Source organism: Cupriavidus sp. 94F1, from assembly GCF_057798875.1.
On the sequence record NZ_JBYOJT010000001.1, the window covers coordinates 430952 to 444273 of the forward strand.

The 13322-nt window shown below is 66.0% G+C and carries 14 protein-coding genes; 3 read left to right on the plus strand and 11 right to left on the minus strand.

The window, feature by feature from the left end; all coding sequences use genetic code 11:
• Positions 1–33 precede the first annotated feature (33 nt).
• Positions 34–246 carry a 30S ribosomal protein S21 gene (rpsU, locus tag AC3FJ6_RS01950; RefSeq protein ID WP_066731027.1) on the plus strand — a complete coding sequence of 71 codons (213 nt, stop codon included), beginning with the start codon at positions 34–36 and terminating at the stop codon, positions 244–246.
• Positions 247–339: 93 nt separating this feature from the next.
• Here the strand turns inward: rpsU and AC3FJ6_RS01955 are convergent, their stop codons facing one another.
• Positions 340–957, minus strand: a complete 618-nt coding sequence (locus AC3FJ6_RS01955) for a LysE family translocator (RefSeq protein ID WP_488770482.1) — start codon at positions 955–957, stop codon at positions 340–342.
• 195 nt (positions 958–1152) lie between these two features.
• Here AC3FJ6_RS01955 and nodI point away from each other — a divergent pair, with 195 nt between their 5' ends.
• Together nodI and AC3FJ6_RS01965 are read left to right on the plus strand one after the other, a co-directional pair.
• Complete coding sequence (nodI, locus tag AC3FJ6_RS01960) at positions 1153–2046, plus strand: nodulation factor ABC transporter ATP-binding protein NodI (protein ID WP_400392644.1); 894 nt, start codon at positions 1153–1155, stop codon at positions 2044–2046.
• Positions 2047–2062: 16 nt separating this feature from the next.
• Positions 2063–2917: an ABC transporter permease gene (locus AC3FJ6_RS01965; protein ID WP_400392641.1), complete on the plus strand. Its 855-nt coding sequence runs from the start codon at positions 2063–2065 to the stop codon at positions 2915–2917.
• 120 nt (positions 2918–3037) lie between these two features.
• Here the strand turns inward: AC3FJ6_RS01965 and purF are convergent, their stop codons facing one another.
• The 10 genes from purF to truA all read right to left on the minus strand — a co-directional run bounded on the left by purF (position 3038) and on the right by truA (position 13194).
• Positions 3038–4570 carry an amidophosphoribosyltransferase gene (purF, locus tag AC3FJ6_RS01970; protein WP_400392635.1) on the minus strand — a complete coding sequence of 511 codons (1533 nt, stop codon included), beginning with the start codon at positions 4568–4570 and terminating at the stop codon, positions 3038–3040.
• 117 nt (positions 4571–4687) lie between these two features.
• Complete coding sequence (locus AC3FJ6_RS01975; protein WP_488770483.1) at positions 4688–5185, minus strand: CvpA family protein; 498 nt, start codon at positions 5183–5185, stop codon at positions 4688–4690.
• A gap of 95 nt (positions 5186–5280) precedes the next feature.
• Positions 5281–6036 carry an SPOR domain-containing protein gene (locus tag AC3FJ6_RS01980; RefSeq protein ID WP_488770484.1) on the minus strand — a complete coding sequence of 252 codons (756 nt, stop codon included), beginning with the start codon at positions 6034–6036 and terminating at the stop codon, positions 5281–5283.
• A gap of 73 nt (positions 6037–6109) precedes the next feature.
• Positions 6110–7420 carry a bifunctional tetrahydrofolate synthase/dihydrofolate synthase gene (gene folC / locus AC3FJ6_RS01985; protein ID WP_488770485.1) on the minus strand — a complete coding sequence of 437 codons (1311 nt, stop codon included), beginning with the start codon at positions 7418–7420 and terminating at the stop codon, positions 6110–6112.
• Between the two features lie 78 nt (positions 7421–7498).
• Positions 7499–8371: an acetyl-CoA carboxylase, carboxyltransferase subunit beta gene (gene accD, locus AC3FJ6_RS01990; protein WP_066731042.1), complete on the minus strand. Its 873-nt coding sequence runs from the start codon at positions 8369–8371 to the stop codon at positions 7499–7501.
• A 216-nt stretch (positions 8372–8587) separates the two neighbouring features.
• Positions 8588–9385 carry a tryptophan synthase subunit alpha gene (trpA, locus tag AC3FJ6_RS01995; RefSeq protein WP_400392621.1) on the minus strand — a complete coding sequence of 266 codons (798 nt, stop codon included), beginning with the start codon at positions 9383–9385 and terminating at the stop codon, positions 8588–8590.
• Positions 9386–9402: 17 nt separating this feature from the next.
• On the minus strand, positions 9403–10350 hold the full coding sequence (locus AC3FJ6_RS02000) for a DNA-methyltransferase (protein WP_400392618.1): 948 nt from the start codon (positions 10348–10350) through the stop codon (positions 9403–9405).
• Positions 10350–11543 (minus strand): tryptophan synthase subunit beta, encoded by a 1194-nt coding sequence (gene trpB, locus AC3FJ6_RS02005; protein WP_488770486.1) that lies wholly within the window; start codon positions 11541–11543, stop codon positions 10350–10352. The genes AC3FJ6_RS02000 and trpB overlap by 1 nt, the downstream gene beginning before the upstream one ends.
• 120 nt (positions 11544–11663) lie before the next feature.
• On the minus strand, positions 11664–12374 hold the full coding sequence (locus tag AC3FJ6_RS02010) for a phosphoribosylanthranilate isomerase (protein ID WP_488770487.1): 711 nt from the start codon (positions 12372–12374) through the stop codon (positions 11664–11666).
• Positions 12364–13194: a tRNA pseudouridine(38-40) synthase TruA gene (gene truA, locus AC3FJ6_RS02015; RefSeq protein ID WP_153945450.1), complete on the minus strand. Its 831-nt coding sequence runs from the start codon at positions 13192–13194 to the stop codon at positions 12364–12366. Before truA ends, AC3FJ6_RS02010 begins: the two co-directional genes overlap by 11 nt.
• Between the last annotated feature and the right edge of the window lie 128 nt (positions 13195–13322).

Sequence of the window (13322 nt, forward strand, 5' to 3'; positions counted from 1 at the left end):
ACCGCCTCTGGCGGTTATTCCTGAAGGACTGAATTGACTAAGATCGTTCTGAAACCGGGCGAGCCCGTTGAAGTTGCAATGCGTCGTTTCCGTCGCTCCATTCTGCAGACTGGACTGATCGTGGAACTGAAGAGCCGCACCGCCTACGAAAAGCCGACGACCGAGCGCAAGCGCAAGAAGAAGGCTGCCGAGGCCCGTCTGCGCAAGCGTCTGCGCATGCAAATGCTGCCGAAGAAGCTCTACTGATTCGGGCTTGCCAAAAGAAAAACCGCCAGTTCGCTGGCGGTTTTTTTTCGTCCGCGTTCCCGCGTGCCGGGCCGGGAACGCGATGGCGGGCGCTCAGGTGCGCGTGGCGATCAGCGCGCCGGCACCGATCAGCGTGATGCCGCCTGCGCGCTGCACGTTGGCCTGTGCGCGCTGCGAGGTCAGACGCGTGGCCAGCGAGCGCGCCAGCAGCGCGTAGACCATGGCGTTGGCCGTGGCCAGCACCACGAACGTGGGAATCAGCACCACGGCCTGCGGCCAGAACGCCAGCTTTGCATCGATGAACTGCGGCACGAAGGCCACGAAGAACACGATGCTCTTCGGATTCAGCGCCGTCACCAGCCAGGCCTTGGCAAATCGCTGGCGTCCGCTGCCCGACTGCGCCGCCACATCGAGCGAGCGCGCCCGGCCAGCCGTGCGCAGCGCCTGCACGCCGAGATAGACCAGATAGGCCGCGCCTGCCCATTTCAGGCCCGTGAACAGCGTGGCAGAGGCTGCCAGGACGGCGCCCAGGCCCGCCATCGACAGCGTGAAGGCGGTGAGGTCGCCGGCGGCCACACCGCCCACCGTGGCATAGGCGCTGCGGCCGCGGTGCGCGAGCGCATCGCCAATCACCAGCAGGATGGTCGGACCGGGAATGATCAGCACCACCACGCTGGTCAGTACGAATGTGATCCAGTGCTCGAAGGACATGCGCTCTCCTGTTGCGTCGTCATTGTTGTTCTGAAGACGCCAAGCGTACGCCTGTCCGCCCAGCCCCGCCAGCCTGCCGATATGCCGCCGCGAATGGAATTGTCTTGCTGCGATGCGCCAACAATGCGTCACGCGATGGCCGGCATAATGGCGGATATCGCTCGCAAGGACCTCGCCTTGACCGCCATCCTCCAGATGCGCAATGTGCGCAAACGCTACGGCGACCAGCTCGTCGTCGACAATCTCGACCTGGAAGTCCAGCCCGGGCAGTGCTTTGGGCTGCTGGGCCCCAACGGCGCCGGCAAGACCACCACGCTGCGCATGCTGCTGGGGCTGACCACGCCCGAATCGGGCACGCTGACGCTGTGTGGCGAGCCCATCCCGCTGCGCGCCCCGCAGGCCCGCATGCGCGTGGGCGTGGTGCCGCAGTTCGACAATCTCGACCCCGACTTCTCGGTGATCGAGAACCTGCGCATCTTCGGCCGCTACTTCGGGCTGTCGTCCGCCCGGATTGCCGAACAGGTGCCCCGGCTGCTGGAATTCGCGCGGCTTGAGAACAAGGCCAATGCGCAGGTGCGCGACCTGTCCGGCGGCATGCGCCGGCGCCTGACCGTGGCGCGCGCGCTGATCAACGATCCCGACCTGCTCGTGATGGACGAGCCCACGACCGGCCTCGACCCGCAGGCACGGCATCTGATCTGGGAGCGCCTCAAGTCGCTGCTTGCCGCGGGCAAGACGATTCTGCTGACCACGCACTTTATGGAAGAGGCCGAACGGCTCTGCAATCACCTGTGCGTGATCGATGCCGGGCGCAAGATCGCCGAGGGCAAGCCGCATGAGCTGATCGATCGCGAAATCGGCTGCGATGTGGTGGAGGTCTACGGCGACGAGCTCGAACCCCTGCGCGACACGCTGACGCCATTGGCCGACCGGTGCGAAATGCGCGGCGAGACGCTGTTCTGCTACGTGCGCCAGCCCGATCCGCTGCTGGCCGCCCTGCACGGCAAGGGCGGCGTACGTTACCTGCACCGGCCCGCCAACCTCGAGGACGTGTTCCTCAAGCTGACCGGCCGCGAGATGAGAGATTGAGACACGGATGACCGAGATGAGCGAACAGGACCCCCGCAATCCCGACATCGCAATTTCGCCAGGATCTGCGGCGTCGACAGCCCCCCAGCACTATCCCCAGCCCCTGCTGCCACGCAACGGGCGCAACTGGATGATGGTCTGGTATCGCAACTACATGGTCTGGAAGAAGCTGGCCATCCCGTCGATGATCGGCAACCTGGCCGATCCGATGATCTACCTGTTCGGCCTGGGCCTGGGCCTGGGCCTGCTGGTGGGCCAGGTGCATGGCGTGTCGTACATCGCCTTCCTGGCGGCCGGCACCACGGCGTCCAGCGTGATGATGTCGGCCAGCTTCGAGTCGATGTATTCGGCCTTCTCGCGCATGCACGTGCAACGCACGTGGGAAGCCATCATGCATGCGCCGCTGACGCTGGGCGACGTGGTACTCGGAGAAGTGCTATGGGCCGCCAGCAAGGCGGTGCTGTCGGGCGCCGCGATCATGATCGTGGCGGGGCTGCTTGGCTACGCGCAGTTCCCGGGCGCGCTGGCCGCCCTGCCGGTGATCGTGCTGGCCGGCATTGCGTTCGCGAGCCTGGCGATGATCATCACGGCGCTGGCGCCGAGCTACGACTTCTTCATGTTCTACCAGACGCTGGTGATGACCCCGATGCTGCTGCTGTCGGGCGTGTTCTTCCCGCTGGAACAGCTACCCGAGGGCGCGCAGAAGGCGACGATGGTCCTGCCGCTGGCGCACGCGGTGGCACTGATTCGTCCGCTGATGCTGGGAAGGCCGGTGGAGAATGCCGCGCTGCATCTGGCCGTGCTGGCGGCCTATGCCATCGTGGCGCTGGTGGTGGCCCTGGTACTGCTGCGCAGGCGACTGCTGCGCTGAGGGCGCTGAGGGCGCCGAGGGAATATCGAAGACGCCCTCCCCCGCCGGCGGGGAGAGGGCCACACGGAAGCCTTGCTGACCCAGACCGCGCAGCAGAGTGCGCAATCTGATGGCTTGTCGTTATTCGTTGCCGCCCGATCGTTGCAGATGCAGTTGCGAACGTTCGGTATCGCCACCGTTGCTGCCTTCGCGGTCGGCCTGGCTGCGCGCCGTTTCCAGGCGATCCAGGTAGGCCTCGTCGATATCGCCGGTGATGTACTTGCCATCGAAGCACGACGCGTCGAAGTCACGCAGGTTCGGGTTGATGTCGCGCACGGCCTGCTTCATCGACTCCACGTCCTGATACACGAGCTGGTCGGCGCCGATCATGCGCGCCACTTCCTCGTCGGTGCGGCCATGGGCCACCAGTTCGGCGCGCGTGGGCATGTCGATGCCATACACGTTCGGGAACTTCACGGGCGGCGCGGCCGAAGCGAAGATCACCTTCTTGGCGCCGGCGTCGCGGGCCATCTGCACGATCTCGAATGACGTGGTGCCGCGCACGATCGAATCGTCGACGATCAGCACGTTCTTGTCCTTGAACTCCACGCCCATGGCGTTGAGCTTCTGGCGGACCGACTTCTTGCGCACTGCCTGGCCCGGCATGATGAACGTGCGGCCCACATAGCGGTTCTTGAAGAAGCCCTCGCGGTACGGCACGCCGAGCGCGTTGGCCACCTGCATGGCGGCCGGGCGGCTCGAATCGGGAATCGGCATGACCACGTCGATCTCGCCGGCCGGCACTTCGCGGCGGATCTTCTCGGCCAGGTAGTCACCCATGCGCAGGCGGGCATCGTAGACCGGCACGCCGTCGATGCACGAGTCCGGACGGGCCAGGTACACGAATTCGAAAATGCAGGGCGTCAGTTGCGGATTGTCGGCGCATTGCTTGCTGTGGAACTTGCCGTCCAGGTCGATGAAGATCGCCTCGCCCGGCGCCACGTCGCGCTCCATGGTGTAGCCCATGCCTTCGAGCGCCACCGATTCCGACGCAATCAGGTATTCCTTGCCGGTCGGCGTGTCGACGCTGCCGATGCACAGCGGGCGGATGCCGAACGGGTCGCGCACGGCCAGCAGGCCATAGCCCGAGATCTGCGCCGTGATGGCATAGGCGCCCTTCACGCGGCGATGCATGCCGCTGACGGCCGTGAAGATGGTCTCCGGCTCCAGCGACTTGCCATTGCTGGCGCGCTGCAGTTCGTCGGCCAGCACGTTCAGCAGCACTTCGGAATCCGAATGCGTGTTGATGTGGCGACGGTCGCGGCGGAACATCTCCTCGCGCAGCTGATCCGAATTGGTCAGGTTGCCGTTGTGGGCCAGGATGATGCCGTAGGGCGCGTTCACGTAGAACGGCTGGGCTTCTTCCTCGCTCGACGCGGAGCCGGCGGTCGGGTAGCGCACCTGGCCGATACCGGACGTGCCCGGCAGGCCGCGCATGTTGCGCGTGCGGAACACATCGCGCACCAGGCCGTTGGCCTTGTGCATGTGGAAGGTGCTGCCATTGGCCGTGGCGATGCCGGCTGCATCCTGTCCGCGGTGTTGCAACAGCAGCAGGCTGTCATAGATGAGTTGGTTGACAGGGCTGGTGGAAACCACGCCGACGATACCGCACATGCCGAACTCCCAGGAAAGGCAAATTGATTCAGGGGGCGCCGTTCCGTCATGTACGCGACGGAACTGCGTTGATACTGCGCCGCGAGCGCCCAACGTTCAAGCACTCGCGTCTTCGATTCAGGTCTTGACGTACCTGGCCAGGTCGGGCGGCAGCCATTGGCGCAGCTCCCCCATCGCCTGGATCACATACGGGCGCGACACCGCGTCACGCCAGAACGGCTCGTCGGGCAGCTTCGTGAGCCCCGCCAGCACGACGATCAGCATCACGATCAGCACGCCACGCGCCAGGCCGAACACCAGGCCCAGGCCACGGTCCGCCGGCTTCAGGCCGGTGGTTTCCAGCAACTGGCCGAGGATGGCCCCGGCCAGCGCCGACACGATCCACGTGCCGAAGAACACGGCCAGGAAGCCCAGCGCACTGCGCGTCAGTTCGCCGCCCGGCAGAGACTCCGGCATCCATTTCGCGGCCATGCCGCCAAAGTGATACGCCAGCAAGAACGCCACGACCCAGCCCACCAGCGCCAGCATCTCGCGCACCAGGCCGCGCAGCACGCCAATCAGCGCAGACGCCACCAGAATGAAGGCCACGCCATAGTCAAAAAAGGTAAAAGCCATGCGTGCGATGCGGGTTCCTGTCAGATGGGGGCAAACTGCCGCCCTGCAATCGGTACGTAATCGGGACGTTATCGGCTACGTCGCTGCCCGGGACGCTACTGCTCCACCACCTTCGAGGTCAGGCCGATCGCCCGCACCTTCCTGTCGGCCGCATCGGCCGCATCGCGGCTGGCGAACGGTCCCGCGCGCAGCAGGATGCGGTCGCCGTCGGCCAGCGCCTTCTTTTCGACGAACGCCGGCACCTTGCTCTCCTTGAGCTTGGCCAGCCAGTTCTTCGCGCGCTCTTCCGAGGAGAACGCGCCGATCAGGATCAGGTATTTGGTATTGGCGGCGGCAGGCTTGTCGGCCGGCTTATCGGCCGGCTTATCGGCCGGCTTGGCCTCGGCGGCCTTGGTCTCGGCCACTTTGGTCTCGACCTTGGCGTCGGCCCTGGGCTTGTCCACGGCCGGCGCGGTGACGATTTCCTCGCCTGCATCGAGCGCGGCGTCGTTGCGGCCGGCGTTGGCCGACGGCGGCAGCGCCTGTGCCTTGCGCGCCTCGACCTTGGGCTTCTGCGCGCCCTGGCCGTTGGCCACGCTGACGGCCACGTCGTCGGACACGGGCCGTGGCTTGTGCTCGAACACGATCGGCAGCACGATGACGGCCGCCGCAAGCAGCACCACGGCGCCGATCAGGCGGCGACGCGCACGTTGTTTCTGAGGAAAGTCGGGATCGAGGGTATCGTCCGCGTATTCGTCGGCCGTACGGCGCGACGCGCCGATGCCGGCGCCGGTTTCCGCACGCGTGCGGCGACCGCGTTCGGGTGCCGGGTCAGTGCCCTTGCGGGACGAGAACAGCGAAAGCAGGCCCATAAATGCCCAAAGAGTGGTGTTCGGTGTGATGTCGTTCCGGCCCGGGAGTTCAGCCAGACATGCCGACTGGCATTCAGTTGGCCTGCGTGGCGCGATATGCCATCACGCCAGCCACGGTGTAGAACGATCCGAAGACCAGGATTCTATCATTCTCGGTTGCACGCTCGACAGCATCGCGATACGCCAGTTCCGGACTCGAGAAGCACGCCGCCGTGTTATCCGGCCCTTCCCGGAAGCCCGTGGCGTCCAGTGCCTCGCGTAGGTCACTAGCCGTGGCGGCGCGCGCCGTGGGCAGGTCGCACAGGCACCAGTGATCGACCTTGTCGGCCACGTGGCGCAGCACGCCGGCGATGTCCTTGTCCGCCATGGCGCCAAACACCGCATAGGTGTAGCGGAAAAACCCCATGTTCTCCATGTTCTGGCCGAGGGTGGCCGCGGCATGCGGATTATGCGCCACGTCGAGGATCACGGCCGGACGCCCCGGCATCACCTGGAAGCGGCCGGGCAGCTCCACGAACGCCAGCCCGTTGCGCACTTCCTGCGCACTGACCGGCAGGCGCGGGCGCATGGCCTGCAGCGCGGCCAGCGCCGCCGACGCATTCAGCAGCTGGTTGGCGCCACGCAGCGCCGGGTATCCCAGCCCATTGAGCTTGCGGTCGCGGCCGGTCCAGTCCCATTGCTGGCGCTCCTGGCCCGCCGCGGCCTGGTGGCGGAAATCGCGGCCCACCAGCCAGAGGTCGGCGCCGATGGCCTCGGCATGGTCGATCAGCGATTGCGGCGGCATCGGGTCGCCGCAGATGGCCGGCACGTTGGGGCGGAAGATGCCGGCCTTCTCGTAGCCGATCTTCTCGCGCGTATCGCCCAGGTACTGGGTGTGGTCGATATCGACGCTGGTGATGACCGCGCAGTCCGTGTCGATCACATTGACGGCGTCGAGCCGGCCTCCCAGGCCCACTTCGAGGATGATCGCGTCGAGCCCGGCCGATGCAAACATATGGATGATGGCCAGCGTCGTGAACTCGAAATACGTCAGGCTGACCGGATCGGCAAAACTCGTGCGGGCGCGCTCCACGGCCTCGAAGTGCGGCAGCAGCTGCGCGTCGGTGGCCTGCTCGCCGTTCAGCCGGGCGCGCTCGTTGAACCGGATCAGGTGCGGCGACGTATGCAGGCCCACCTTGTAGCCGGCCTCCAGCAGGATGCGTTCCAGCATCGCGCAGGTGGACCCCTTGCCATTGGTGCCGCCCACGGTGAACACCACGGCGTCGATGCGCAGCCCCAGTGCTTCCTTGACGCGCGTGATACGCGTCAGACCCATGTCGATGCCCACAGGATGGGCGGTTTCCAGGTGTTGAAGCCAGTCGGGGAGTGTGTGGAAGATGGGCATGCTGAGTTACGACACGACTAAAAACAAAATGGCGCGGGTGGGTACCCGCGCCATTGTCCTGCAAATCACGCTACCGCGTCAGGCCACCGCATCGGCCGGCTGCTTTTGCAGCAGCGCCAGCAGCTGGGCAATTTCCGCGCGCAGGCGGCGACGGTCGACGATCATGTCGATGGCCCCCTTCTGCAGCAGGAATTCGGCGCGCTGGAAGCCTTCCGGCAGCTTTTCGCGCACGGTCTGCTCGATCACGCGCGGGCCGGCAAAGCCGATCAGCGCCTTGGGCTCGGCGATCACCACATCGCCCAGGAACGCGAACGATGCCGACACGCCACCCATGGTCGGGTCGGTCAGCACGCTGATGAACGGCAGTTTGGCGTTCGACAGCTGGTTCAGCATGGCCGTGGTCTTGGCCATCTGCATCAGCGACAGCAGGCTTTCCTGCATGCGCGCGCCGCCCGTGGCGGTCACGCAGATAAACGGCACCTTCTGCTCCAGCGCAGCCTGCGCGCCACGCGCAAAACGCTCGCCCACCACCGAGCCCATCGAACCGCCCATGAACTCGAACTCGAAGCAGGCCACGACCACCGGAATGGTGTGGATCGCACCGCCAACGACCACCATCGCGTCGGTCTCGCCGGTGTCATCCATGGCGGCCTTGATGCGGTCCGGGTACTTTTTCGTGTCCTTGAACTTCAGGGCGTCCACCGGCACGATTTCCTGGCCGATCTCGAAGCGGCCTTCGGCGTCCAGCAGTTTGTCCAGGCGCTCGCGCGAGCGGATGCGCATGTGGTGGTCGCACTTCGGGCAGACGTGCAGATTGGCTTCCACGTCGGTGCGGTACAGCGTCGACTCGCACGACGGGCACTTGACCCACAACCCTTCCGGAATGCCCTTGCGGGTGGACGGGTCGGTCTGTTGAATCTTGGGAGGCAGGAGTTTATCCAACCAGCTCATGAAAGCTCCTTTCGGATAACTGCCGCCCGCGCATCGACGCCCCGTTTTCAGGGGGCGGACACAGGGACGGCAGGGAATCAGGCCGCGAATTTACCACGCCCGGCACATCTCGCCTAAGCAAAACGCGCCGATTGTGCCGCTTAAGTCTCAAACCGCCGCAATCGGCAACGATTTTTGCTGCGCGTTTCCGGCAATCGTCACGCTTTGGACACCTTTTCAGGCGTCCAGTGCCTGGCGGATGTCGGCGATAAACGCACGCAGGGCTTCCACGGCCTGGTCGCGCGGTGCGTCTTCGAGCAGCTGCACCAGGCGGCTGCCGATCACCACGGCGTCCGCCACGCTGCCGATCGCGCGCGCCGTTTGCGCATCGCGAATGCCAAAGCCGACGCCCACCGGCAGGTTGGCGTGCTGTTTGATCAACGGCAGGCGCGCGGCCACGCTGTCCAGGTCCAGCGTGGCCGAACCGGTCACGCCCTTGAGCGACACGTAATAAAGATAGCCGCTGGCCACCCTGGCCACGGCGGCAATGCGGTCGTCGGTGGACGTCGGCGCCAGCAGGAAGATCGGATCCATCTGGTTGGCGCGCATCAGGCCGGCAAACGACTCGCACTCCTCGGGCGGGTAGTCCACCACCAGCACGCCGTCCACGCCGGCAGCCGAGGCGGCCTTGGCAAACGTTTCCTCGCCCATGCGTTCGATCGGGTTCGCATAGCCCATCAGCACCACGGGCGTGGTGTCGTTGGTCTGGCGGAATTCCTTGACCCAGGCCAGCACCTGCGTCAGCGAGACGCCTTGCGCCAGCGCGCGCTCCGAGGCGCGCTGGATGACCGGGCCGTCCGCCATCGGGTCGGAAAACGGCACGCCAAGCTCGATCACGTCGGCACCGCCCGCCACCAGCGCATGCATCAGCGGCACGGTCAGCGCGGGCGCCGGGTCGCCGGCGGTAATGAACGGGATCAGGCCCTTCTTCTGCTGCGCGGCCAGTGCCGCGAAAGTCTTCTGGATACGGGACATGTCGTTGACCATCGGAATCAGATAAGGCGCTGCACCGGCGATGCCACGTCATTGGCATCGTCGTTGGCAGCGGCCGGCGTCGTCTCGGTGCCCGCGGGCAGGCCGTCGGCCACGCTGTCGGGCTGGATCGGCGCGTACACGGGCTGCGCGGCCCGCACGCGATCGCGCACCAGCGAGGCATATTGCGGGTTCATCTCGAAGCCGACAAAGCGCCGACCGTGGCGCACGCAGGCCACCGCCGTGGTGCCGCTGCCCGTGAACGGGTCCAGCACCACGCCGCCCGGCGGGCAGCTCGACAGCACCATGCGTTCGACGATCTCCAGCGGTTTCTGCGTGGGGTGATCGGCGCGCTCGGGGTCCTGCCGGTGGATGCGCGGCACGCTCCACAGGTCCTTGGGGTTGTAGCCCACCTCGAGCCACTTCTTGCCCTCGAAGCGCGGCCGGCTGCGGGCCTTCTTGGTCTCGGCATCGTACGGAATGCGCACCGGATCGAGGTCGAAGTAGTAGTCGCGCTGACGGGCAAAGAAGCCGATATTGTCATGCACCGACGAGAACTTGCGCGTGGTGCCGCCCATGCTCGGCACGCGGCGATCCCAGATGATCTCGTTGATCATCGTCAGCCGCTTCTTGAGCATCACGAACAGCTCGGGCGAGTACTGCCACGTGCAGAACAGGTACAGGGTGCCCTTGGGGGCCAGCTTGGGGATGATGGCATCCATCCAGCGTTCGGACCATTCCAGGTAGGCGTCGCCCGACAGCAGGTCGGAATCGTTGCCATAGTCCTTGCCCAGGCCATAGGGCGGATCGGCGACGATCAGGTCGACCGATCCGTCCGCGATGCGCTGGATGCCTTCAAGCGCGTCTTCCTGGTACAGGCGGACGGCTTCGGTGTCGAGGATGTCGAACGGCGCCGCGGCGCCGCCCTCTTCCGCCTGGGTCGTAGTGTCGGGGGGCAGCGCACGCATTACAGCTTCAACCCCGCACGTTCGGCCACGGTGTGCATGTCCTTGTCGCCTCGGCCGGACAGGTTCACGAGCAGCAGCTTGTCCTTGGGCAGCGTCGGCGCCAGCTTGCACGCGTACGCGATGGCATGGCTCGATTCCAGCGCCGGGATGATGCCTTCGATGCGGCAGCAGTCGTGGAACGCCTTCAATGCCTCGTCATCGGTGATCGGCGCATACTGCGCGCGGCCGATGTCCTTGAGCCACGCGTGTTCCGGCCCCACGCCCGGATAGTCCAGGCCGGCCGACACCGAATGGGTCTCGATGATCTGGCCGTTCTCGTCCTGCAGCAGGTAGGTACGATTGCCGTGCAGCACGCCCGGCGACCCGCCCGTCAGAGACGCCGCGTGGCGGCCCGTGTCCAGGCCGTCGCCGGCCGCTTCCACGCCGATCAGCTGCACGTCCTTGTGCTCGATGTACGGGTAGAAAATACCCATGGCGTTCGAGCCGCCGCCCACGCAGGCGATCACGGCGTCCGGCTGGCGGCCGGTCAGTTCGGGCATCTGCACCTTCGACTCCTCGCCGATCACGCACTGGAAGTCGCGCACCATCATCGGATACGGGTGAGGGCCGGCTACCGTGCCGATGATGTAGAACGTGGTCTCGACGTTGGTCACCCAGTCGCGCATGGCCTCGTTGAGCGCGTCCTTGAGCGTCTTCGAACCGCTTTCCACCGGCACCACCGTGGCGCCCAGCAGCTTCATGCGATAGACGTTGGCCGCCTGGCGGCGCACGTCCTCTGAGCCCATGTACACCACGCACTCCATGCCGAAGCGCGCGGCGATGGTCGCCGTGGCCACGCCGTGCTGGCCGGCGCCGGTTTCGGCAATCACGCGCTTCTTGCCCATGCGCCGGGCCAGCAGTGCCTGGCCGATCACGTTGTTGATCTTGTGGGCGCCAGTGTGGTTCAGGTCTTCGCGCTTGAAGAACAGCTGGGCACCGCCGAGCGTCTCGCTCCAACGCTGTGCGTGGTAGATCGGCGACGGGCGGCCGACAAAGTGCTTCAGCTCGCGCTGGAATTCGGCGTTGAAGTCCGCGTCCTGCTGGTAGTGCGCATAGGCGTCGCGCAACTCGTCCAGCGCGTGGACCAACGTTTCGGAAACGAAGCTACCGCCATAGGGGCCGAAATGGCCTCGGGAATCGGGCAAGTCGTACATGTCCAGGCTCTCAGGTGGCGCTCAGCGCACAATAGTGGCGAAGCGCATCAAATTCGGTATCGGGCGATCGGCGCGACCGGGGGCAATCGGGGATGGCAGCGCAACAGTGCTGGCGTGGCGTTACTGGCCGGCCTGTCCTGCATCCGCCCTGCGCACGGCGCGCACGAACGCGGCAATGCGGGCGTGGTCCTTCACACCCTTCGACGCCTCCACGCCGCTGCTGACATCCACGGCATAGGGGCGCACGCGTTCAATCGCACCAGCGACGTTTTGCGCGTTCAACCCACCACTCAAAACGATGCGAGGAGCGTCGCTTGCGGGCGGGCTGGTCGGAATGGGCGGAAGCCATTGAGCAGGAATCAGGGTCCAGTCGAAGACGTGGCCGCCACCGCCATAGCCTTCCACGAAGGCGTCGAGCAACAGGCCGGCGGCGTCACGGTATTGATCGGCGAATTCTACCAAATCAAGCCCCGGCTGGACACGGGCGGCACGCATATACGGCAGCCGGCAGCGGCGGGCGATATCCGTGCATTGCTGCGCCGTTTCGTCGCCATGGAACTGGAGTAGCGTCAGGGGCACACGCTCGGTGACATGCGCCACTTCCTCGGCATCGGCGTTGACGAACAGGCCGGTCACGGTGACGAACGGCGGCACCTGCTCGGCCAGTGCGGCCGCGCGCGCCACATCCACGAAGCGCGGGCTCTTGTCGTAGAACACCAGGCCGATGGCATCGGCGCCGGCGTCAACGGCCGCACGCACGTCCTCCGGACGCGTCAGCCCGCAGATCTTGATGCGGGTGCGGGGCGGCACGCGGCCGGATTCAGGCGCCATTGTCGGGACCATCGGCAAATACTCCGTGGAAGAAGCTGGCGGACGCATCCGCCGCGGGGAGCTGGTACGGCTCAGGATACTTCACGTCGACCAGGTACAGCCCGTCGGGCATGAATGTCGGGGCGGCCTTCTGCCGGTTGCGGCCGGCCAGCACCTCGGCCATCCATTCGGCCGGGTAACGCCCCCGCCCCACCGCCACCAGGCAGCCCATCAGGTTTCGCACCATGTGGTGCAGGAACGCGCTGGCGCGGAACCGCAGGAACACCCAGTTGCCGTCGCCCCGGATCGTCACGTCGTACATCGTCTTGACCGGCGACTTGGCCTGGCACTCGGCCGCCCGGAACGCCGAGAAGTCATGCTCGCCCAGCAGGCAGGCGGCTGCCGCGCGCATGGCATCGACATCGAGCCGCTGGCCCGGCGGCAGCATCTGGTAGCCGGCGCGGCCGTGGATCATCGGCACGCGGTGCGGGCCTGTGTAGAGCGCGTAGTAATACATCCGCTCGTAGGCCAGGAAGCGCGCATGGAACCCGTCGTCGACCGGCTCCGCCCATTGCAGCGCGATGGACGGCGGCAGGAACGCGTTGACGCCGCGCACCCACGAGAACTTGTCGCGGTCCAGCTCGGTATCGAGGTGGATGACCTGGCCCAGCGCATGCACGCCGGTATCGGTCCGCCCCGCCACCGTGGTCAGCAGGCGCGTGCCGGCAAAACGCTCGATGGCGTCTTCCAGGTGGTCCTGCACGGTGTTGCGGTGGGGCTGCGACTGCCAGCCGGAAAAGGCCGAACCGTCGTAGTGGAGTCCGATGGCGATGCGATTCATGGATGTGGCGATGCCCAAAAACAAAATGCGCCGGAAGGGACGCTTCCGGCGCATCGCTTCGGGCTGCGGCATCCGTCTGAACGGCGTGCCGCAAACCCTGCATCATACCGGCCTTTGGGTCCAGACCC